The following is a 22,626-nucleotide window of genomic DNA, read 5'->3' as shown; positions in this document are numbered from 1 at the left end:
ATTAGGTACCTGCTAAGAATATTTTTCGTTTTGAATTTTCGTCACCACCCTCAGCACCTACCTTATCTGCATATCCAGCTTTCATGCCGGCTACTTCTGCTTTCACATTGATTGAGCAGAGTATGTCATCGTTATATGAATTAAGGTCGCTGATAGTAAGTAACGCCTTTAGACCTGAATTAGATTCGTTTACTTCTAATAGTGGTTTCGACTCGCTAAAATCATGAACTAATTGCTGTAGCGATTTAATAAACTGTCGAATATCGTCAATTAACTTTTTGTTATTTTGAAATTTTAAAGAAGCAGGGGGGATTGTCTCATCACGCTTCCAAATTGATGAAATGAATGCTTTTAATGCATCAGCATCTTCAATTGGAAGTTGGTGATGTTGCAATGACGATTGAATAAACGTCTGTATCTCAGAATGAATCAATTCACTCAATTCTTTGCTCATACCATCACCGATTAGTGAATCTGTTTGTTCAAGCCCAAATTTAAGCTCGAAATCAAAGGATTTTATATTCGCTGTGGGTACATCAAAGTACTGAAGTAGTTCATGCTTACGATTCAATCCAACATAACTTTCGGCAATGTCTGCCGAACGAATATTAGCTTGGTTTTGAGCGTTGATCATATCTATCAATATCGAAGATAGAACAGATTCCAAAAGGTCCGACATAATTGCTCCCCCCTAGTAAGTAGGAATTTAAACTTAATTAACGTATCAATGTTTCACTGCATATTTATCCTTTAGCTTTGCCTTTTGAGCTCGTTTTTGTTCCTTGAGGTAGGGCATCCTCTACCTCAACGACAGGGTCAGTGTTTGTGACCACAGTGTATGTGTAATCAATGATCTCTTGCTCAGTCTTGTCAGAATTTGCGATAGGTACCATCGCTTCTATTTTCAGTTTTCCCTGAGAATCAACCGCGTTTTCTGACAATGTAACAAGGAATTGAACTACGCCTTTCCTGTTTGTATAACCTGTGACTGCATCTGCATCATTTGTCTCAGGACCTGTATCTCTGCGCCTAAATGCTTTAATCAAGTCCTTGGTAACATTTAGTCTTTTACCACTTACCAAGTTATTTACTTCAGCTTGTAATTCTTCCTGATCATTCCCCTTAATTAAGGTAATTGACTCGAAAGGGTTTTCACCGACGGGAGTAATGGTAACTTTACCTGATTTAACATTTCGCCCTTGTGTGTCGGTCATGGTGACTTGGATAGTCCCATTTGACGTTCTGTCAATATTCAGATTGGCAGGGGTAATTAATACCTGCTCATCGACTCCAACTGTTGTTGCACTACCTTGTAAGATATTAAGCACTGTTTGAAGGCCTGTAGGCATGCCTGATTGGCCACCTTTAACATTTACATTCATCGTATACTCAACCGAGTACTTTGACTCTTGTGCAGCTTTAGAATGCTGTTTTGATGAATAATTAGCTTCTGCCTTAACCTTAATACTGAACGGGCCTATACCCAGTGATGCTTCTGCTGATGCATCAACTCCCAGTTCAGTGTCTGAGCTAGTTTCTTCAGTAGATGACGAACCAGCAGATATGTTTGCGATGAAATCAATCGTAAACTCTGAAACTTCAATACTAGGGATGGTTAAAATAACAAGTAAAGGAACCGTTAATGTGGCTTCTTGGCCGTTATTATTATAGGTAAATACGACGTTCACCGGCTTCTTTTCGTTTGTATCGGGGTCAATAGTCAAACAGACTTCATTTATAAATTCATAGGTGGTTTTCGCTGCCAGAGCTTGAGCTTTGATTATTGCGTCCATCGGCCCGCCTATAAGTGAACTAAAATCCAGTGCTTGAAGTGCATTGGTTGCGACGGTATTAGGGGTTACATCTATAGCCATTTCAATTCTCCAAAATTTTATTAAGGTTATGGAAAACTTGTACACAGCATTCGTTAAAATATTACAAATTCACAATAACCATAGATTCAATGAAATTCGCCAACCTTCCGTTAACCTTCCGTTTACATAACGCGCTGTTTTATGAATTGTTTTCGGGGAAGTTAATTATTCTAAAACTTTAGGAATTTTGTTTCGGAACGTAGAAAATGATGAAATGGCAATATGAGTTAAAGGGTTTTCGCGTTATAAGAGGCAACGCTAAGTCACGCTCTGTGCTACCATATCGTCCTAATCTGATTGAGTTTACTGCGTGCTTCCACATATTAATTCTATTTTAGCGCTTAGAACGTCTGAGCTTAAACGCGCCAAGCGAGCATTCAATGCCCGTGGTAGTAAAGTTATCCGTTGCGATATTTGTTTGTTGCCGGTAAATGCTTGTATTTGTGCCGATAAGCCTGAACCACAAGCATCCTGTGCGGTACTCTTCATCATGTATAAGGGCGAGTACTACAAGCCTACCAACACAGGAAGGTTAATTGCGGATGTAGTAGCAGAAAATTACGCGTTTGTATGGCACAGAACAGAGCCTGAACCAAATTTACTGGCGTTGCTCAACAACCCTAAATACCAACCCATTATTATATTTCCCCATGAGTATGCTGAGCCAGAACGCTGCATACCCAAGCCAGAACCTAAAACAAACAAAATTCCGTTGTTTATTTTTTTAGACGGTACGTGGCGTGAAGCACGAAAGATGTTTGGCAAAAGCCCGTACCTTGATACGTTTCCGGTACTGGGTGTATCCCCTGAAATATCATCGAATTACTTGTTGCGTGAATCTACGCGAGAATTCCAGCATTGCACTGCAGAGGTGGGAATAAACGTGTTAGATTTGGCAGGTGAGGTTGAAGCGGCTACGGCGCTAGCTAAATACTTCAGTATTTTTCGACATCAATACTTAAAAGGGAAGCCCCATTTAAGTCACAAAATTGAATTTGCAAAGGCGCAAGTTAAGTAACCCTTGTCTTGCGTGCATTCGCGCTTAACTATAAGGTTAAGCAATCAAAACCCAAGGAGAAAAACATGGCAACAGTTACGTTTCAAGGTAATTCAGTTTCAACTGTAGGTTCGCTTCCAGAAGTTGGGCAGCAAGCCCCAGACTTCACATTAGTTAAAGCGGATTTAGGTGAAGTAACCCTCGCTGATCTTAAGGGTAAACGCGTTATTCTTAACATTTTCCCTTCTGTGGATACGGGTACATGTGCAACGTCAGTGCGTAAATTCAATGAACAAGCCGCTGGTCTAGACAATACGCAAGTTATTTGTGTATCTGCCGACTTACCGTTTGCAGCTGGCCGCTTCTGTGGTGCTGAAGGTATTGAAAATGTTATTACCGGTTCTACTTTCCGTACAAGCTTTGGTGACGACTATGGTGTTGCGTTTACTTCAATGCCACTAACTGGTCTGCTATCACGAACAGTAGTTGTGATTGATACCGACGGTAAGGTACTTTATACCGAGCAAGTGGCTGAAACCACTGAAGAACCAAACTACGATTCAGCAATGGCTGCTTTGTAATTAAGCGTGTAAAGCGTAAATAGCTCAAACCAGTAATGCCCACTGCGTTACGTGGGCATTTCAATGGAGAGGGTGATATGTCGATGTTAGTTAATGTTCAACAGCTTGCCACGCAACTACAAGATGAACCCATCATTTTAGTGCGTGCGGTTATGGACGATCCTGTAACCAAAACGCCTGATTCTCGTGATGCCATGGTGCTGCCCAATTCTGTGGATATAGATTTAGACGGCGAGGGTAGTGATCACACTACGGGTTTCCCTCATAGTATGCCGCAGGCATCTGACTTTGCATTGTACTTAGGCCGCCAAGGTTTGACCGAAATGTCGTCTGTTGTGGTTTACGACACCCGAGGCATGTACAGCGCTCCTCGTGTTTGGTGGATGCTTAAGGCCATGGGGCATGAGAACGTAAAATTGTTAAATGGCGGCCAAGTAGCCTGGGAAGAAAAAAGTTTACCGGTATCCGAACAACGAATTCCCTCACATTTTAAGTATGAAAGTAATGCGCAGAGCAAATGGTTCGTCAATAGCTCAGCGGTTATTCAAGCGATTAATACCGATGCTCAACTGGTAGACGCCAGAAGTGAAGCTCGGTTTTACGGAAAAGTGGCAGAGCCTCGCCCTGGGGTTCGTTCTGGGCATATGCCAGGTGCTTACAATCTTCCATTCACAGCGCTGTTAGATAATGGCTTTTTCTTAAGCGTTGAAGAATTAAAAGGTGTTTTTGCCAACACCGACATTGATTTGTCGAAGCCAATTATCTGTACCTGTGGCTCAGGGGTTACGGCGTGTATTATTGGCGTCGCTGCACTCATGTGTGGTGCAAGTGATGTTGCTATTTACGACGGTTCTTGGTCTGAATGGGGGGCAAATGCAACCTATCCAGTAGTGAAAGATTAACCTTCGTATAAGTTAAGGTAGTCGTGTTAAGTGTATATATTTCAAAGGAATTGAGCTTATGAATACACCCCCTCGCGTTGTAATATTAACTGGTGCAGGAATTTCAGCTGAATCTGGATTAAAAACATTTCGGGATAACAACGGATTATGGGAAGAGCACAGTGTTGAAGACGTGGCAACGCCCGAAGCTTTTGCACGAAACCCTGAACTTGTATATCGATTTTACAATGAACGAAGGCTGCAACTCACCAACACTTCGGTTATGCCTAATGCAGCCCATAAAGCGCTAGCAACACTTGAACGCGCATTAAAAGGCCAACTTACGTTGGTTACACAAAACGTGGACGATTTGCATGAACGTGCGGGTAGTGAACGTATTTTTCATATGCATGGAAAATTACTGTCTAGCCGTTGTGTAACTACAAATAATACTTTTGAATGCAATACGGCATTTGATAGCCTGTCTGTTTGTGCTTGCTGTAATACTACAACTTTGCGACCAGACATTGTGTGGTTTGGTGAAATGCCCTTGTTTATGGATGAGATTTCCCAAGATATTGCTAATGCCGATATCTTTATAGCCATTGGAACCTCAGGTAATGTTTACCCTGCAGCTGGATTTGTGATTAATGCGAAGGATTCTGGTGCTAAGTGTATCGAACTGAACCTAGAGCCCAGTGCGAACAACTGGTTATTCGATGAATCTATTAGCGGTAGTGCCACTAAAATAGTTCCAGAGTTTGTCGCTCGGTTAATTGAAGAATATGATTTGTAGATAAACCGATGATTTAATGATAAAAACCGCTAAAGACTATTCACTAGCTTATAAGCTCACGTAAACTGAGCGCTTAAAAATACAGAGTAATAGAAATAACCCATGCCTTACCTTAATGAATTTTTGACCATTGCCCTAGTACACCTTGTTGCCGTGGCTAGCCCAGGCCCTGACTTTGCCGTAGTGGTTCGAAACAGTCTCGCTTACGGTCGCCGTATTGCTATTTATACTAGCATTGGAATTGGACTCGCAATTTTGCTGCACGTTGGGTATTCATTAGTGGGGTTAAGTGTGGTTATTGCCACCACGCCATGGCTGTTTAAAACCTTTAGTTATCTTGCTGCAGGTTATCTTTTATATCTTGCGTATGGCGCACTAAAAAGCGGGCCTAGCCAACCACCAGTAGAAGGTGAGGCTGAGGTAAGTAATAAAGTAGATAATTCTGATAAAAACAGGCTCGCTAACACCAAGGCAGCTAATAACATAAAAGCTAGCCCACAAATTTCTGCTCAAAAAGCACTTTGGATTGGCTTTTTGACGAATGGTTTAAACCCTAAGGCGACCTTGTTCTTTTTATCACTTTTCACCGCTATTATTGATATCGACACGCCTTTTTCAATCAAACTTGGCTATGGCATTTATTTAGCTATCGCAACAGGGCTTTGGTTTTGTTTTTTATCCTACTTACTGAGTACCAGTAAAATTGCTCAACTTATTGGTAAGAAAGGGTATTGGCTCGACCGCGCGATGGGTGTTTTATTGGTTGGTTTGGCCGCAAAATTAGTTTTGGGCTAGTATTTTCCTAAGAGCTCAATTTTTCAAAACTAATCACTAGGCATTACATTTAATCAACTAATGCGTGGTTATTGGGGTTAACCGCCATATTTATGTATAATGCGGCGGTTAAATTCGATAGCAGCAGTAGAGGAACGTGTGGCAGATAATAAAATGCCTTTTAAAGATAACCAGCCATCAAGCAAGCTAGAAAGAACACTTTCAAAGCAGTACGATTTCGATATTAAATCGTTGTTTTCCCGCGCTAATGGTTTGGTGAAAGCAAATTTTTCAAGCCTATTCCAAGCATCATTGGTTTTATTTCTTACGTTTGTCGTACTTGGGTTTGTTGCTCAGAAGTTCATCATTTTTAATGACGATGGCACCTTTGTTTTTGAACACCAATCGTTAATTGAAATTGTCGCTATTTTCATTGTTGCGCCGCTTATTGGCGGGTTGTACATGATGGGGGTAAGCCATGCCAGAGGTCAAAAGACCACGGTATTTTCTATTTTCAGCTACGTGTCTTTAATATTCGCATTAGCGCTTACACAGCTTGTGAATGGCATAGTGGTACAAATTGGCTTGGTATTGTTATTCGCCCCAGGTGTTTATTTATGGATGGCGACCTCATTTTCACTGATGCTAGTTGCCGATAAATCGTTAACGCCGCTACGCGCTATTATCTTATCGTGCCGTGTATTTAATGCATACTGGGCACCATTAACCGGCGTTTTTGCTGTCTTCATTATATTATTTATCACAGTTCCGTTAACGTTAGGCTTGTCTCTTGTATGGGTTCTACCCCTGTATTTCAGTATGCTAGGTTTGTTGTATGAAGAGATGATTGGTGAAGAGGGCGAACCAACACCAAGCCACACTGTTCAAAATAAAACGAATGAGTCGAGTTTCGATGCATAAACGGGAAACCCTAAAAATTGTTTTAATTACTATTGCTGTACTAGCAGTCATAGTCATTAACGCGCTGATACTAACTAAGCGCGAACCCGATATTTTAGACATTCCTGAAACACCTGAAGCGACTAAGCCTGTTCCCGATTTTTCTGCTTACACCGACGTTAAAGAAAAGAAGACGGCCTTTTTTGATTATTTACGCCCTGAAGTTGAAAAACAAAATGCGTATTTACTTACCCTTAGACACTATATACAAACCTTGTATCGTAAGGCTTTAAACGAAGAGCCGCTAACCGATGATGATATTAGCCGCCTCGAATGGCTACAAACTGAATACCGGGTAAAGGCGGAACAACCACTAACATCTCGCTTGCTTGCATTGCTACATAAAATTGATATTTTGCCTGCTGAACTAGTGCTGGTCCAAGCAGCGAATGAATCAGCATGGGGCACCAGTCGTTTTGCCAGAAAAGGCTATAACTTCTTTGGCATTTGGTGTTTTGTGAAAGGCTGTGGCTTTGTACCAGGTAAACGAAATGCCGGCGCAACGCACGAGGTTGCCAAGTTTTCTAGTCTTTCTCGTGCTACCTATACTTATATGCGTAATCTTAATAGACACGATGCCTACACCGATTTACGAGAAATTAGAGAGCGATTGAGGGCAAATCAAATCCCCATTACTGGCGTAGCCCTGGCAGAGGGGTTAATGAACTACTCTGAGCGTGGCGCGGCCTATGTAGACGAATTACAAACCATGATCCGGTTTAACCAGGAGTTCTTAACTGAATGAAACGTATAGCTAGCGCGCTGATTGGCGCCTTACTCACCACAAGTGTTGCTGCCGAAATGGTGAATGTAGAATACAGCCGTTTTTATAGTCATGTGAAAAAACTGGATAACGAAGATACTCAAGCATTGCAGTTCGCTTTTGGATTTTTGCGTGTTGGTGAAGGGCGCTTATGTGAAATCAATAATGCGGAAATAGTGACGGACAAACAAACTATTCCATTAGTAGTTAGCGATGAGTATCGATTTACTGTACCTACCGAAAAAGCATTAAAATTAGCAAATGCATACGTGCGAATAGATTTAACGGAAGCGGCTAATGTGTGTGATATGTCGGTGCAATTAGAAACAAAAAGCAGCTATCTAACCGCCAGTTATACAAAAGAAGAGCTGAATTTTATTTATGGCCAATATGAGGCTTTTTTTAATGAAATGGGCAGCTTTTTATCGTTCTTAATGCCAACGGTGAAAGGGTTGATGCTGCAATTTGATGATAAAAATCTGGATTATATTACCCCAGAAGGCCTGCATATTAATAACGGCATACTCCACTTAGAACAAAGTGAAATTAACGAAAATAAAGGGCTCACCTTACCGAGAGCCCCACTTCGTGTTACCGCGATGGCATCAAGCTAATAGCTGATACTTAATTTGCTCAGCAATGCGGGTGATAGTTTGTTCACCCTTTTCACATAGCTCTTGTGCACGGTGAAATTCCATAATACCCACGTCGGTGAGTTGGGGTTCGATAAGAATATCTGGCGGATCGCCCGCCAAACGTGAACGTGTCACCCTTGCTTGTAGTATCTCAAGCGAACTACTCATCACACTTAAAATTCCTGGAGGGTTGCCTCTAGGGACTTTATTTGGCGGCGGCGAAATCGTTTCTTCTATGGCTTCAATAGCGTCGCTAGCAATACCTTCGTTTTGCTCGCTATGTTTACTATCGGTTTCACTCTCTTCTTTTTCTTTACTATCAGGTGAGAACCACTGCTTAAGCACGTTTTGGCTTTTAGTGAAGAAGTCTTCAGTTTTTCTTTGATTCTCTTCGTGATCTAGTCGTAATTTCTCAAGCCTAAGGGGCCTGAAATCAGCATTGAGGTTCACGGCAATAACAAAATCGGCACCAAGCTGGCGACAAAGGTTAACTGGCACCGGATTAACTACCGCTCCATCTACTAACCAACGATCGCCATGGGCTACAGGGGCAAATAGAGCAGGAATAGCACACGAAGCTTGAATGGTATTGCCAATCTCGCCGGAACTAAACACTACCTCACGACCTGTGTACAAATCGGTAGCCACTGAAGCAAACGGCTTTTCCATTGCTTCGTAGGTTGGGGCACAAAATTCGCTGGCAAGTTTATCAAACACTTTTTGCCCGCTGGCAATGCCGCCTCTACGTAAACCAACGCCCATCAGAGCAAGCACCTGCCAATCTGACAAAGAACAAGACCACTCTTTAAGGCCTTCTAATTTGCCACTGGCATAGGCAGCACCAACATAGGCACCGATAGAGCAACCTGCCACCACGTCAATTTTAATACCCAGCTTTTCTAATGCTTGAATAATACCAATGTGGGTCCAACCTCTTGCAGCACCCGCACCTAATGCTAGACCAATTTTCATTTAGTTTGATTCCATCAAATTGATAACTTGAACCGTGTCGTCAGTAGGATCACTGGGTGACTCGAAGCTGGGCGGATCGAAACCAATATCACCATCTTCCACTGGACCGTTCTGTGTAGAGATGCTTTTAAAGTCGTGCAAATTCTTGTCGACCAAATGTGACGGCGCCACATTTTGAAGCGCACTGAACATTGACTCAATACGCCCAGGGAAACGGCGATCCCAATCTTGTAGCATGGCCTTTACGTTCTGACGCTGCAAATTCTCTTGAGACCCGCACAAGTTGCAAGGAATAATAGGAAATTCTACGGCATCAGAATAACGCTGAATGTCTTTTTCAGTGCAATAAGCAAGGGGCCTGATCACAATATGCTCACCATTATCGCTAACCAGCTTTGGTGGCATTGATTTAAGCTTACCGCCATGGAACATGTTTAAAAAGAACGTTTCTAGCATGTCGTCACGGTGATGGCCAAGGGCAATTTTAGTTGCACCTAACTTTTTGGCCGTGCTGTATAAAATACCGCGACGTAATCGAGAACAAAGTGAGCACGTGGTTTTACCTTCAGGCACTTTATCCATAACAATAGAGTAGGTGTCTTCTTCTACAATTTTGTACTCTACACCTACACTTTCAAGGTATTCAGGAAGTACGTGCTCTGGAAATCCTGGCTGCTTTTGATCAAGGTTAACCGCAATAATGTCAAAATTAATTGGCGCAATGCGCTTTAAAAACATAAGAATATCAAGCATAGCGTAACTGTCTTTGCCGCCAGACAAGCACACCATTACTTTATCGTTGTTTTCAATCATGCCGAAATCAGCAATCGCTTTGCCTACATTTCGACGAAGTCGTTTTTGTAGCTTGTTAAAGCTGTATTTTTGTTTGTTTTGAGACGCGGTTAACGGAGCGTCCGCACGGTTTGTGCCTGCACTGGTCATATCAATAGCTTGGTTACTGCGAAAAAAGCTATTATACAGTAATGAAATAAAATTGAATGTGCGAGGTTAAGATTTTTTGTATCTTGTTGGCACTCGCTGCGAACAAATGCGGCTATAACCCGATAGTGGTTAAGGCTATAAAGCTGCGCTAGCAAACCGCGCCAACAGGCTGTGTTCGAACGTGTTAGAACTAACGTGAAAGAGGCGAAATAAAACCGTCTGGTTTTATTGCCAGTACATCACACACCAGTTCATCTATAACATGTTCAGCAGTGTTACCTATAAGGGCCGCAGAAATACCTACTCGACCAACCGTACCTATGATCACAAGTTCTGCATCTATATCTTTGGCTATTCTTGGAATGACTTTTTCAGGTAGGCCTTCTTTAACGTAACAGCGCTCGCTATCAATAGCATACTTTTCGCTGTGTTTGTTCATCTCAAGTTCGTGATGGTGCTTTACGGCGTTGTTGTACGTATCGGGGTCGAATTCAGGAACTTCAATCGCGATGTTAAGCGGTGTAGCAGGATAGCTGTTAACCAGATTTACGTTGCCACTGAGTAGCGCGGCATAATCGTTAGCAATAACGGTGATTTTGTCGTTAAGTAGCGCATGTTCGTCGTCTTCACTACCTACATTTACCGCGGCAATAATTTCACCATTGTCAGGCCATTCATGATCTTTAACTAATAATACGGGGGAGGGGCACTTTCTAAGTAGGTGCCAGTCTGTTGGAGTGAAAATAACAGAAGCTAAATCGTCATGGCGTTTGGTTGCTTTAACAACCAAGTCTATATTGTTATCTATTACGTAATGCACGACAGCTTCAAAGGCGCGGTTGTTCCATTCAACAACAATATCGGTTTTTTCAAACCCTAAATCACTAAGGGTTTTACGTAACCAACCCGCATGTTCTTTGGTAACCGCATCGCGCATTGCTTCGCGATCATCAGGGCTGAGCATGGTAGTCATATCATAAGATAAATCGTAAACCACCAGCATAGCGGTGACAGAAGCCCCTGTCTTTTTGGCAAGTTCGTATGCACGGCTAAGCGCAGGTTGAGTATCACTATCGGCTTCAATGACCGCTAAAATACGTTCATACTTAATCATAACCCCTCCAAACATTTTTAGAATTTTGGTTGCTACAATTTAAGTGTAATACCTATTTGCTATTACGTAACTTGTTTTAGATCAAAAGCTTTAAAGATTAGCTATTACAGGCAATATTAGGTGCAACCACAGACGTTAAACGTTGCGACATCTCATCAAAATCTAAAATAGTAATGAGTTTACCGTCCACCTGAATAATATTTTCTTTTTGAAAACGGCTTAGTAGGCGGCTAATGGTTTCAATAGTTAAACCAAGGTAGTTTCCAATTTCATTTCGCGTCATCGTAAGGTGAAATTCTTTGTTTGAAAATCCACGCTCTTCGAAACGTTGAGAAAGCTGTGAGAGGAAATACAATAAACGTTCTTCTGCTGAGCGCTTGTTAAGCAACATCATGAGATCATGATCTTGTTTAATTTCTGCACTCATAAAACTCATTATTTGATGTCTTAACTTGGGGAATTGAACTGACATCTCATCTAACGTTTCGTAGGGCAATTCGCACACCATCGCAGTTTCTAATGCCTGAGCATAACTTTGATGCTTGTTTTCCCGTAAGGCGTCAAAGCCGATAATATCGCCAGGAAAGTGAAAACCTGTAATCTGCTCTTCACCATCTGAATTGGTGACGAAAGACTTAAAAGAGCCTGTGCGGACTGCGTAAAGAGAGTTAAATGTATCTCCTGACTTTACCAGTAAGTCGCTCTTGTGGAGAGGTTTCTTTCGCTCAATAATATCATCTAAAGATTCAATTTCAGTCTTGTTTAGCGCAACGGGCAAACACAAATGGCTGAAACTGCAATTTTGACAATGAATTGAGAATTGGCTTCCTTTGCTCATAGGTTCAAACTATAAATAGTGTCGACTTACTATAATCTTACTCTTTTGTTTATGAAATTGCTGCATAAATTAAAAAGAGCGCGTAAATAGCCAATATTCCTGAAAAGCATTGCCTTACCACGTGGTGCCTAAAACCGGCTATAAGGTACTGACTACCCGCGCTTGCTGCTAGCAAGGTGGGCAGGGTACCTAATCCAAAAAATAGCATAATAGCTGCGCCATCAACGGCCGAACCTGAAGCTAACGACCATGTCAGTGTTGAATAAACTAATCCGCAGGGAAGCCAGCCCCATATAAAACCGTAAGGCAGCGCATAGGCTGGACTTTTGAACGGAAGAAAGCGTTTAGATAGGGGCTGAATGGCTTTAAATAATCCGCGTCCCATTGCTTCAATGTAATTTATGCCCTGCCACCACTTACCCAAGTAACAGGCTAAAAGCAGCAGCATAATGCCACTAATCAAAGACAAAACAGGTTTAGCGATAGGTACAAATTCGGTGGCCATTTGGCCAACAGCGCCTGTAATAGCGCCGGCTAGGGTGTAGCTGATTATACGACCAAAATTATAAGCAAGAGTGTAAGGCAAAGCGGCTTCATTACTTGGTGTTACTGTACGAAGTGCAGCAACAATGCCGCCGCACATGCCTACGCAATGCACACCGCCCGCAATACCAATGAAAAAGGCAGAGAATATATTAATCTCTGTCATCAGTTTCTTTGCGTTGTTGCAACTGCTTACGTTGCTCGGCTAGTTTCTTTTCATCACCTGACAAATCATCATCAAACAAAATGCTATAGCCCTGTCGGTCGAGATCTTCAAACTGGTTAGTTTTCACTGCCCAGAAAAAGATAACCAGCGCCAACGCAACAATGATGATAGCGATGGGAATTAATACGTAAATGATGCTCATATTATTTACTTAATAACCTAGTTGAATTGGTGACCACAATAATACTACTGAGCGACATGCCAACCACGGCCATCCAGGGAGAGAGTAACCCCGATACCGCAAAGGGGAGAATAATAATATTGTAACCTACCGACCATGCGATGTTTTGCTGAATTTTACGCTTTGCTTGTTGGGCCACTAAAAATAAGGTGGGTACCGACAGCAGGCTGTCTCCTAGCAAAATAACATCGGCAGCTGTTTTCGCTACATCGGTGGCATTTCCTACGGCAACTGCCACATCAGCGCTAGCAAGAACAGGGGCATCATTTATACCGTCGCCCATCATCATGACTTTGCGACCTTGCTTTTGCAAAGTATGCACTTGAGAATACTTTTGCTCTGGCGACAAGCCACCTTTTGCTATGTTAATCGGTAAGCCTGCAGTAAGTGTATCAACGTTTGTCTGAGTATCGCCACTTAGTACCACGAGTTGATGTTCATCCAATGCGGTGAGCGTGGCTAAGGCATCTTGACGCAAACTATCATTTACGCAGAACGCGGCCATTAATACACCATCAGCACACAAAAACACGTTTGCCGGTATATCTACTTTTGAGGTAGTTGATAAGTTACAAAATACGGCTGAGCCCATAGTAAAAACTACATTGTTTATCTCACCACTAATGCCGCCACCAGGTGTAACCGTAAATCCATTAATTTTATTAGTTGGGGTTTTGTTCTGTGACTCAACAGCTTCGTTATCAAAGGCTCGAGCAATAGGGTGTTCAGAACGAGACTCTAACAAAGCGGTAAGCGCCATTACCTGCACCGGATCTACGCCTTTAGCAAACCAGCGCTGTTGTAGCGAGAACTTACCTTCTGTCAGTGTGCCGGTTTTATCAAGAGCGATGGTATCAATATCGGTAAGCTGCTCTAACGCGTCAGCACGCTTTAATAAAATGCCCTGACGATTCAGCTTAGCCATAGCGCAAGTTAACGCTGAAGGTGTGGCTAAGCCTAGCGCACAGGGGCAGGTTGCCACTAGTACAGAGATGGTGATCCAAAAAGCGTCTTCACTACCAGCAAAAGTCCAATAACCATAGGTAAGTGCAGATATAAGCAGCACCGAGAACACAAAATAACGAGAAAAGTTATCGGCAATTTGAGCCGCTTTTGGCTTGCTTGCCATCGCGCTAGCTTGCAAGCGTACTATTTGATTGACCAAAGCATGCTTTAAGCTTTGAGTCACTTTAACCGTTAATGTGCCATCTTGATTTACCGTACCGCCATATACTAAATGGCTGGCCGATTTGCTAACCGGGTTAAATTCTCCAGTTAACATAGATTCATCAACCGCGGCAGTGCCATCTAGCACAATACCATCCACAGGAATGGTCTCACCGGGTTTTACTAGTACCACATCATTAGGCACTAAAAGCTTCGCCAAACACTGAGCAATGCTGCCGTCACTTTCAATTTTTGATGCAGAGACAGGAATATACTGCATCATGTTAGCCGAAATTTGCGCCGCTCGGTGCCTGCTTCTATGTTCCAAAAACCGGCTTAAAAGCAGTAAAAAGATAAACATGCAGATAGATTCAAAATACACTTCACCTTGCTCTAGCAAGGTCGAACGTAAACCCGCAAAGTAGGTACCAAATACAGCAAGGGTTACAGGCACGTCCATATTTACGGTTCTTGCGCTTATGGCCTTTAAAGCACCTAAATAGAACGCGCTACCTGAATAGACGACAACGGGTGTGGTAAGGGTAAGTGCTACCCAATAGAAGTATTGACGGGTTTCTTGTTCAATGGCACCAAACCAATCGAAGTAAAGCCCGGCCATTAACATCATCACCTGCATGGTCATAATGCCGGCTAAACCTAACTTTTTAATAAACGACTTTTGCTCACGTTTATAGCTAGCTTCATGTTCATCGGGGTGAAACGGTGAACCAACATACCCTATGCGTTTTAATGTGGTGAGTATTTGGCTAAGTTTAATAACACTGGGTTCCCAGGTTATTAATGCGCGGCGCTCTTGAACATTTACGGCTACTTGGGCAATGCCTGCAACTTTAGACAGTTGTTTTTCAATCAACCAACCACACGCGGCACAAGTAATGCCTTCAAGGGTTAGCTGTATTTGTTTGTGTTGGCCTTCATCGAAAACAAACTCTTCTTGAAGAGCTGGGTCGTCATAAACGTTGAGCGCAGATAGGCTTTCTAAAATACCGTCGTCAGATTTTTGCGCCGGCTCAGTACGAAACTGATAGTAGTCTTCCAAGCCATTATCAACGATGGCTTGCGCAACGGCTTGGCAACCAGGGCAGCATAGCTGCCTAGTTTCACCTAATATTACTGCTTCGTATTTGTGTGTTGCATCGTTAGGTAACGCGCAATGGAAACAAAGATTCTCGCTCATTACGGGTTAAACTTGATGGCGCCAGAGTAGGGAAGTTGAAGCGTATTTTGTACTTTCCAACTATCATCAACAGGAGAAAGCGAGACCTGCCATTTACCCGTTAGGTCTTTTTCAACAAAGCCGCGGTAAATACCATTCGCATCACGACTTAATAATACACTCGCATCACGTTCTTCCATGGTTACATGGTAAAAATTCAGTTTAAGAGCGTTTCCTTCTGCTGGAATACCAGAATGAAACTTTACAGAGATACTGCCATCGGTAATGGTTAAGTCTGTTGTAATATTTTTGCGTTTTGCGATGGCTTCTTTATCTAGCCGTGCATTGATGGCTTTACCTTCTTTGTAGTAATCGTCTACCACTAAGCTATCTTCAGTTGAAATAGCCAGTTTCAATAACACGCCACCCATTACTAATGTAATTAAGGGAACGGCAATAAGGAACCAGGGCCAGAATTGTTTATACCAAGGTGTATTCATTAATTATTTCAACTCGTTTACTACAGGAAAACCGGCGCGATAGGAAAGATATGGCATCCAGTTGAATAAGGTTATTTTCTCATAAAAAAAGCCCCGTGATAACGAGGCTTTTTAGCATTATTGTTGGTTATACGAATTTAGTCGTTAGAAAGACTATAAACGTACGATGCAACAACGTGGATTTTGTCATCACCCAAAGTTTTCTTGAATGAAGGCATAACACCATTTCGGCCGTAGGTTAACGTTTCAGTAACCGCACGATGGCTTCCGCCATATAACCAAATGTTGTCAGTCAGGTTAGGCGCACCAAGTGCTTGGTTACCTTTACCGTCCATACCATGACAAGCAGCACATGCAGCAAAGCGAACTTTACCTGCATCAGCAAGTTGCTGGTCAACATCACGCCCGCTTAGGCTTAATGCGTACTCAACAACTTCTTCGATGCCTTTCTCACCCATGACATCTATCCATGCAGGCATAGCGGCTTTACGGCCTAATGTTAAGGTTTCAACAATTTTTGCACCCGAACCACCGTATAACCAATCGTTATCAGTGAGGTTGGGGAAACCGCCGTTTTGGCCACGAGCATCAGAACCATGACACTGAGAGCAGTTTTGCATAAACAAACGCTGTCCCACTTTGTTCGCTTCAGGGTCTTTTGCTAGCTCCTCAACAGGAATTTGTGCATACGCTTCAAAAATTGGGTCGAACTTTTCAGCCGCATAATCCAATTCACGATCGTATTCTACAAACTTGCCTTGCTCTTTTGCATCAACACGCGCTTGCGCCGATTCTTCAAGCGTCAATATGCCTTGGTTTGAGCTCTTCCAGCCAAATAAGCCTTCGTACGAACCCAATCCAGGATAAAGGGCAAGATAGATAAAACCCCAAATGATTGTCATGTAGAACATGATTGTCCACCAGCGAGGAAGGTTGTTATTCAACTCCTCGATGCCGTCAAATTCATGCCCCATTGATTCTCCCTCTGGCACGCCTGTTTGATTGGACAAACACCAGCGCAGAAGGAAATAGCAACCAATGATTAACCCTAGGGTTATCACTGAAATCCAAATTGTCCAAAACATACTCATAAGTTCGAGACTCCTGCTAATCTTCTTTTGATTTTTCTTTGTCTTCGTCTGCGAAAGGCAAATTCGCCGCTTCATCAAACTTTTGCTTGTTGCGGCTACTAAAAGCCCACCAAACTATGCCAATGAAACTAACAAAGACGATGACAGTAAAAATGCTACCTACTATTCCTTGATCCATATTATTTCAAATGTGTGCCAAGAGATTGTAAATATGCAATAAGGGCTTCCATTTCAGATTTACCCTGTACTGCCGCTTGTGCTCCCGCGACATCTTCGTCGGTATACGGTACGCCAAAGCCTTGGAAAACTTCCATCTTCTTGGCGGTTAACTTACCGTCAAGTTTGTTTTCTGCAAGCCATGGGAAACCAGGCATGTTCGACTCAGGTACCACGTTACGCGGATTAAGCAGGTGAACACGATGCCATTCATCACTGTAACGCCCACCAACACGTGCTAGGTCAGGACCAGTACGCTTAGAACCCCAAAGGAAAGGGTGTTCCCATACTGACTCACCAGCAACACTGTAGTGGCCGTAACGTTCTGTTTCGGCACGGAACGGACGAATCATTTGACTATGACAACCAACACATCCTTCACGGATATAGATATCACGGCCTTCTAATTCTAATGCTGTATAAGGGCGTAAGCCTGTTACCGGTTCCATTGTCTGCTGCTGAAACATCAGCGGCGTAATTTGAACCATGGCACCGAAGCTAATCGCAACAAGGATTAGCACGGTTAACAGGCCGACATTTTTTTCAATTAACTCATGTGGGTTTTTCATTATGTCGTCTCCTTATTACGCTGGCTGAGTTGTAACATCAGCAGCGATACTACCTTTAGGGGCACGAACGGTTTTCCATGTGTTATAAGCCATGATAAGCATGCCGGTAACCACGAAACAACCACCAATGAAACGAACCACATAGAAAGGTTTAGACGCTTCAAGCGATTCTACAAAGCTATACGTTAATGTACCGTCAGCATTTACTGCACGCCACATTAGCCCTTGAAGAACACCTGACATCCACATTGCTACGATATAAAGCACTACACCAATTGTTGCTAACCAAAAGTGAACATTAACAAGACGTGTGCTGTACATCGCTGGCTGACCAAACAGAATAGGTATTAAGTGGTAAATAGAACCAATTGATACCATGGCTACCCAACCTAGTGCACCTGAGTGTACGTGGCCGATAGTCCAATCTGTGTAGTGAGACAATGCGTTAACTGTTTTAATTGCCATCATTGGGCCTTCAAAGGTAGACATACCATAGAAAGACAATGAAACAATTAAGAAACGTAATACAGGGTCAGTACGCAATTTATGCCATGCACCAGATAGCGTCATTATACCGTTTATCATTCCGCCCCAAGAAGGAACAAATAGAATGATAGACATCACCATACCTAGCGACTGTGTCCAATCGGGTAGGGCAGTATAATGTAAGTGGTGAGGACCAGCCCAAATGTACAATGAAATCAATGCCCAAAAGTGAACAATAGATAATCTGTACGAGTAAACTGGGCGACCTGCTTGCTTAGGAACGAAGTAATACATCATGCCTAAGAAGCCAGCAGTTAGGAAGAAACCTACTGCGTTATGGCCATACCACCACTGCATCATGGCGTCTACTGCGCCTGCATACAATGAGTAAGACTTAGTGAAAGACACCGGAATGGCCATGCTATTACCAATGTGCAATACAGCAACGGTAAGCATGAACGCCCCTAAGAACCAGTTCGCAACATAAATATGCGACACTTTTCGGATAACTAGGGTTCCGAAGAAGTTAATGATATAAGCGAGCCAGACCAGCGTAATCAGTATGTCGATTGGCCATTCTAGTTCAGCGTATTCTTTCGAGCTGGTTAAACCTAAAGGTAGAGAAACTACCGCTAATACGATAACGGCTTGCCAGCCCCAAAACGTAAATGCAGCAAGTTTGTCACTGAACAGTCTAACCTGTGAGGTACGCTGAACGATGTAGTATGACGTCGCGAACAAAGCACAGCCGCCGAAGGCAAAAATAACGGCATTGGTATGCAAAGGACGCAGACGCGAGAATGTTAGCCATGGTGTGTCAAAGTTAAGCATAGGTGCAAATAATTGCGCGGCAATAAATACCCCTAGGCCCATACCAATGATACCCCAGACTATGGTCATAATGGTAAATTGCCTAACTACTTTATAATTGTAGTCAGGTTGTGCTTGGCTTATTTCACTCATTTTAATGAATCTTCCACTTCAAATGAACTATGGTCTCCAACAGCCGTTCAAGTACGGTCTAGACATGCGAAAGCAACGGAATAACGCTTCACACCGAGCTCGGAAAGAGTAATAATTATAGTCTCCAAGCCAGTTGGTACGCGGATGATAAGGTTTTTAATTACAAAAAGATACCATAAACTACCTGAGCTTGATCTCCATCAATGAAGAAATATACAAAATTTAAGAAATGCTAAAAAACAGTAACAAAAAGAGATCATTTTATTCACAAGAGTGGCTTGCCCCCCTTTGCATTTTTGTCGTTGCAGTATGTGTATTTGCAGTGCATCAATACCAAATGTCCGCTACGCCTTCTTCAAGCTCCTTAAATGAAATAGGAGAGAGCTGTACATTTGTCAACGAGCACTGTGAATTTTTAATACACGGCAGACACGCCTATGCGGAATTTTCACAGAAAGTAGAACCTGAAACCTCTATTACCTTAGTTCTAGATTTGCCTGTCGGAACAAAAATAGAAAGTGCCTGGATTGAAGGCGTAAACATGTACATGGGAAAAGTGCCCGTATTACTTGAAAATAAAAACAATGGAGAGTGGTCAGGCTGGTTTATGTTAGGAAGCTGTAACGAATCGGCAATGAGGTGGCAATTGCGGTTAAATATAGAAGGGCAGGCAGCACCAAGCTACCTGAACTTCGAAACGAGAATGTAGTATGAATTACATCTGAGATTGCAAATAGTTAGACAAACCAAGGCGTTTAACTAGGCCAAGTTGTTGTTCTAACCAATGCGCATGGTCGCGCTCGGTATCGTCAAGTAGTACTACTAAGATATCACGTGTTACATAGTCTTTTTCAGACTCACATAACGCGATGACTTCTTTAAGTTTTGCATCTACCTCATATTCAACACGAAGGTCGCTTTCAAGCATTTCAGGTACATCTGAACCTACTTTAAAACCAGTTCGTGTGACCATGTCAGGTACGCCTTCTAAAAACAGCATACGCTCGATAAGTTTAGTGGCGTGGCCACGCTCATCGTCAAATTCGTGGTCGATACGCTCATAAAGCTTAGTAAGACCCCAATCCAAATACATTTGTGAATGAATGAAGTATTGATCCATCGCTGCTAATTCGTATGAAAGTAGCTCGTTTAGACCTTTAATGATGGTTTGATTACCTTTCATTAGTCATCTCCCATTACTTGCGCCTGAAGGTAGTTTTCAATACCCATAGCGCCAATTTGATATTCTTGAGTTTCAATCCAATCTAAATGATCTTCTTCATACTCTAAAATTGATTCGAGGATATCCCGTGTAACGTAATCCTGCTTTTCTTCGCATAGTGCGATAGCTTCACGTAACAGTGGCAGCTGTTCTTTTTGGAATCTGGCATCGCAGCTCAGCATTTCCTCAGTATCTTCGCCAATGTAAAGCTTGCCCAACGCTTGAAGGTTAGGTAACCCTTCTAAAAATAGAATGCGCTCAATCAACTCATCTGCTTGCTTCATGTCTTTAATCGATTTTTTGTAGTTCTTTTCATTGAGCTCTTGTAAGCCCCAATTTTTGAACATACGTGCATGCAGAAAGTACTGATTTATAGACGTTAACTCACTAGTGAGTACATCATTCAGCTTTGCGACGACTTGTTTGTCACCTTGCATAGTAAGAACCTTAATTAAGAATATGAAGCTAGTGTAGAACGGAAACGCAAAAATGTCAAAAAATTACTTTAAAAACAATGGCATACAAATGGAAATGGTTATCACTTCATCCTTTGTTTGCATTAAGAATAGCCAGCTACTCTTGTTGCGTATTTGCATAGGCTAAACTTTCTTCGGCAAAACCTAAACCCGCTTCGGTGAAAAAGTTAAATACTTTATCTACGCCTTGTTCTAATAAATAATTCACTTCATCTTCATACCGGGCGATTGCCGCTACTTTACCGGTGTAACCCGCGTTTCTTAATTGGCGAGTAATATTGATTGCATCTTGTATAGAAGGTAGGGCTAACAGAATTAAATGAACGTTTTTAATTTCAAGGTTGTCCCATAAATCAACATCTTCACCGTCGCCGCAAATAACATTTAATCCTTCACTGGCAAGTTGTTTTACTTTCACTCTGTCGGCGTCCATACCCCATACGCTTACATCAGCAAGTTTAGACAGCGCATTAAACGCACCTTGCCCAACACGTCCCATTCCCAGCACTAAAAATTCTGCTTTGTGCAAAGTAGGGTAAATGTCTTCTTTAAGACGACGGTTCTTTTCGTAACGTTTAATGGTGTCTTTATATTTGTGATACTGAGAATGCGAGGTGCGGTACAACACACTGGTAATAACGAACGAGACAGACAGTGAAAGCGCAATGACTACCAACCAGCTTTCAGCCAGTAAACCCAGCGATACGGCAAGCGCGCCGACAATAAGACCAAATTCACTGAAATTAGACAGTACAAGGCTGCTTAAATAAGACGTTCTGCCTCGTAATCGTAGCGACGTAAATAAGCCAAAGAATAATGCTGCCTTTATAGGGATAAATAAACAGAACACCAACGCAATAATAATCATATTGAAATCAGGAAGTGCGGTTAGCCCGATGGTAAGGAAAAAGCCAATCAAGAATAAGTCTTTAAAACTGAGTAACGACTTAGCAAGTTCGCTGGCTTTTTCATGTTGCGCTAACATAATGCCAAATATCAGTGCGCCCAAGTCACCTTTGATATTCACTAGCTCGAATAAGTGATAACCACCTAACGCAAGAATAAATCCAGTAAGGGGTAGTAACTCTCCGTGACCTGACTTATTGATAACACGGTTAATAAGCGGCATAGCGGGAATAAGAGCCAGTAGCCCAAGTGCCCATACCGAGGGCAGTTTGCCTGTGGCAGCCACTAAAAATATAACAGCAAACACGTCTTGCATAACCAAAATGCCAATGGCAAGGCGACCATGACGGGTTTTACTTTCACCGCTTTCTTCTAGCACCTTAATAACACAAACCGTACTGCTGAAGCTTAACGCAAAGGCAATCAGCGTAGCGCTTTGCCACGTTAATCCTTCTATATATTGGCTGGCAACGGCAGCTATGCCATACACACCACAAGTAACAATTCCCACCCAAATAAGGGTGTGCGAAATACTACCGGCCCACACTTCACGTTTACTTAAGTCGCGAACGTTCAATTTTAAACCGATAGTGAACAACATAATGGTAATGCCCAAGTTGGCTATCTTGGTAAGATCACCAGTGAGTGTGTAGCCTGAGAAATTTAGTAAGAAGCCCGCGACCAAGTAACCTACTAACGGGGGGATCCCAATAAGTTTAACCGTTAAACCGCAAACAAATGCGAACAGAAGAAATGCATACTCCATGAATTACCTT

The 22,626-nt window shown here is 42.4% G+C and carries 26 protein-coding genes; 9 read left to right on the top strand and 17 right to left on the bottom strand.

Going from position 1 to position 22,626, the window contains the following annotated elements; genetic code table 11:
* Nucleotide 1 precedes the first annotated feature (1 nt).
* Together AVL57_RS05315 and AVL57_RS05310 are read right to left on the bottom strand one after the other, a co-directional pair.
* Nucleotides 2–679, bottom strand: coding sequence for a hypothetical protein (locus AVL57_RS05315; RefSeq protein WP_061093578.1), 678 nt, complete (start codon nt 677–679; stop codon nt 2–4).
* 64 nt (nt 680–743) lie between these two features.
* A complete protein-coding gene (locus tag AVL57_RS05310; RefSeq protein WP_057791870.1) occupies nt 744–1,874 on the bottom strand; it encodes a DUF2589 domain-containing protein in 1,131 nt (376 codons plus the stop codon).
* 310 nt (nt 1,875–2,184) lie between these two features.
* On the opposite strand from AVL57_RS05310, the gene AVL57_RS05305 reads away from it, so the two are divergent.
* The 8 genes from AVL57_RS05305 to AVL57_RS05270 all read left to right on the top strand — a co-directional run bounded on the left by AVL57_RS05305 (nt 2,185) and on the right by AVL57_RS05270 (nt 8,240).
* On the top strand, nt 2,185–2,892 hold the full coding sequence (locus tag AVL57_RS05305) for a tRNA-uridine aminocarboxypropyltransferase (RefSeq protein ID WP_057791868.1): 708 nt from the start codon (nt 2,185–2,187) through the stop codon (nt 2,890–2,892).
* A gap of 65 nt (nt 2,893–2,957) precedes the next feature.
* Nucleotides 2,958–3,452, top strand: a complete 495-nt coding sequence (gene tpx, locus AVL57_RS05300) for a thiol peroxidase (RefSeq protein ID WP_057791866.1) — start codon at nt 2,958–2,960, stop codon at nt 3,450–3,452.
* A gap of 77 nt (nt 3,453–3,529) precedes the next feature.
* Entirely contained in the window at nt 3,530–4,354 is an 825-nt protein-coding gene (locus AVL57_RS05295; protein ID WP_057791864.1) for a sulfurtransferase, read from the top strand.
* 58 nt (nt 4,355–4,412) lie between these two features.
* The gene (gene cobB, locus AVL57_RS05290; protein ID WP_057791862.1) at nt 4,413–5,129 is read left to right on the top strand and encodes a Sir2 family NAD+-dependent deacetylase; all 717 of its coding nucleotides are present in this window, start codon (nt 4,413–4,415) and stop codon (nt 5,127–5,129) included.
* A 102-nt stretch (nt 5,130–5,231) separates the two neighbouring features.
* Nucleotides 5,232–5,924, top strand: a complete 693-nt coding sequence (locus AVL57_RS05285; RefSeq protein WP_057791860.1) for a LysE family translocator — start codon at nt 5,232–5,234, stop codon at nt 5,922–5,924.
* 138 nt (nt 5,925–6,062) lie between these two features.
* Nucleotides 6,063–6,824, top strand: a complete 762-nt coding sequence (locus AVL57_RS05280; protein WP_232363281.1) for a stress protein — start codon at nt 6,063–6,065, stop codon at nt 6,822–6,824.
* Nucleotides 6,817–7,608: a glucosaminidase domain-containing protein gene (locus AVL57_RS05275; protein ID WP_057791857.1), complete on the top strand. Its 792-nt coding sequence runs from the start codon at nt 6,817–6,819 to the stop codon at nt 7,606–7,608. The genes AVL57_RS05280 and AVL57_RS05275 overlap by 8 nt, the downstream gene beginning before the upstream one ends.
* Nucleotides 7,605–8,240, top strand: a complete 636-nt coding sequence (locus AVL57_RS05270; RefSeq protein WP_057791855.1) for a DUF2987 domain-containing protein — start codon at nt 7,605–7,607, stop codon at nt 8,238–8,240. Before AVL57_RS05275 ends, AVL57_RS05270 begins: the two co-directional genes overlap by 4 nt.
* On the opposite strand, the gene AVL57_RS05265 is transcribed toward AVL57_RS05270, so the two are convergent.
* From AVL57_RS05265 to ccoN, 12 genes are all read right to left on the bottom strand, one after another.
* Nucleotides 8,232–9,233, bottom strand: coding sequence for a patatin-like phospholipase family protein (locus tag AVL57_RS05265; RefSeq protein ID WP_057791853.1), 1,002 nt, complete (start codon nt 9,231–9,233; stop codon nt 8,232–8,234). The genes AVL57_RS05270 and AVL57_RS05265 overlap by 9 nt on opposite strands.
* Nucleotides 9,234–10,175, bottom strand: coding sequence for a tRNA 2-thiocytidine(32) synthetase TtcA (gene ttcA / locus AVL57_RS05260; protein WP_057791851.1), 942 nt, complete (start codon nt 10,173–10,175; stop codon nt 9,234–9,236).
* A 190-nt stretch (nt 10,176–10,365) separates the two neighbouring features.
* Complete coding sequence (gene uspE, locus AVL57_RS05255) at nt 10,366–11,289, bottom strand: universal stress protein UspE (protein ID WP_057791849.1); 924 nt, start codon at nt 11,287–11,289, stop codon at nt 10,366–10,368.
* A 97-nt stretch (nt 11,290–11,386) separates the two neighbouring features.
* A complete protein-coding gene (gene fnr, locus AVL57_RS05250) occupies nt 11,387–12,127 on the bottom strand; it encodes a fumarate/nitrate reduction transcriptional regulator Fnr (protein WP_057791847.1) in 741 nt (246 codons plus the stop codon).
* Between the two features lie 49 nt (nt 12,128–12,176).
* On the bottom strand, nt 12,177–12,836 hold the full coding sequence (locus tag AVL57_RS05245; RefSeq protein ID WP_057791844.1) for a sulfite exporter TauE/SafE family protein: 660 nt from the start codon (nt 12,834–12,836) through the stop codon (nt 12,177–12,179).
* A complete protein-coding gene (ccoS, locus tag AVL57_RS05240) occupies nt 12,823–13,038 on the bottom strand; it encodes a cbb3-type cytochrome oxidase assembly protein CcoS (protein ID WP_013784118.1) in 216 nt (71 codons plus the stop codon). The genes AVL57_RS05245 and ccoS overlap by 14 nt, the downstream gene beginning before the upstream one ends.
* 1 nt (nt 13,039) lies before the next feature.
* A complete protein-coding gene (locus AVL57_RS05235; protein WP_057791842.1) occupies nt 13,040–15,442 on the bottom strand; it encodes a heavy metal translocating P-type ATPase in 2,403 nt (800 codons plus the stop codon).
* On the bottom strand, nt 15,442–15,921 hold the full coding sequence (locus AVL57_RS05230; RefSeq protein WP_057791840.1) for a FixH family protein: 480 nt from the start codon (nt 15,919–15,921) through the stop codon (nt 15,442–15,444). The genes AVL57_RS05235 and AVL57_RS05230 overlap by 1 nt, the downstream gene beginning before the upstream one ends.
* 137 nt (nt 15,922–16,058) lie before the next feature.
* Complete coding sequence (gene ccoP / locus AVL57_RS05225; protein ID WP_057791838.1) at nt 16,059–17,012, bottom strand: cytochrome-c oxidase, cbb3-type subunit III; 954 nt, start codon at nt 17,010–17,012, stop codon at nt 16,059–16,061.
* Between the two features lie 16 nt (nt 17,013–17,028).
* Nucleotides 17,029–17,190 carry a cbb3-type cytochrome oxidase subunit 3 gene (locus AVL57_RS05220; RefSeq protein WP_013784114.1) on the bottom strand — a complete coding sequence of 54 codons (162 nt, stop codon included), beginning with the start codon at nt 17,188–17,190 and terminating at the stop codon, nt 17,029–17,031.
* A gap of 1 nt (nt 17,191) precedes the next feature.
* Nucleotides 17,192–17,797: a cytochrome-c oxidase, cbb3-type subunit II gene (ccoO, locus tag AVL57_RS05215; RefSeq protein ID WP_013784113.1), complete on the bottom strand. Its 606-nt coding sequence runs from the start codon at nt 17,795–17,797 to the stop codon at nt 17,192–17,194.
* 15 nt (nt 17,798–17,812) lie between these two features.
* Nucleotides 17,813–19,246: a cytochrome-c oxidase, cbb3-type subunit I gene (gene ccoN / locus AVL57_RS05210; protein ID WP_013784112.1), complete on the bottom strand. Its 1,434-nt coding sequence runs from the start codon at nt 19,244–19,246 to the stop codon at nt 17,813–17,815.
* Between the two features lie 229 nt (nt 19,247–19,475).
* Here ccoN and AVL57_RS05205 point away from each other — a divergent pair, with 229 nt between their 5' ends.
* A complete protein-coding gene (locus tag AVL57_RS05205) occupies nt 19,476–19,955 on the top strand; it encodes a hypothetical protein (protein ID WP_057791836.1) in 480 nt (159 codons plus the stop codon).
* Nucleotides 19,956–19,961: 6 nt separating this feature from the next.
* On the opposite strand, the gene bfr (AVL57_RS05200) is transcribed toward AVL57_RS05205, so the two are convergent.
* From bfr (AVL57_RS05200) to AVL57_RS05190, 3 genes are all read right to left on the bottom strand, one after another.
* Nucleotides 19,962–20,429: a bacterioferritin gene (bfr, locus tag AVL57_RS05200; RefSeq protein WP_057791833.1), complete on the bottom strand. Its 468-nt coding sequence runs from the start codon at nt 20,427–20,429 to the stop codon at nt 19,962–19,964.
* Complete coding sequence (gene bfr / locus AVL57_RS05195) at nt 20,429–20,905, bottom strand: bacterioferritin (protein WP_057791831.1); 477 nt, start codon at nt 20,903–20,905, stop codon at nt 20,429–20,431. Before bfr (AVL57_RS05195) ends, bfr (AVL57_RS05200) begins: the two co-directional genes overlap by 1 nt.
* A 136-nt stretch (nt 20,906–21,041) precedes the next feature.
* Entirely contained in the window at nt 21,042–22,616 is a 1,575-nt protein-coding gene (locus AVL57_RS05190; protein ID WP_057791829.1) for a cation:proton antiporter domain-containing protein, read from the bottom strand.
* Nucleotides 22,617–22,626: the final 10 nt, after the last annotated feature.

Origin of the sequence: Alteromonas stellipolaris (genome assembly GCF_001562115.1) — a bacterium.
Classification (GTDB): Bacteria; Pseudomonadota; Gammaproteobacteria; order Enterobacterales; family Alteromonadaceae; genus Alteromonas; species Alteromonas stellipolaris.
The sequence above is the reverse complement of the archived record's forward strand: the minus strand, read 5'-3'. Positions and strand labels throughout refer to the sequence as shown.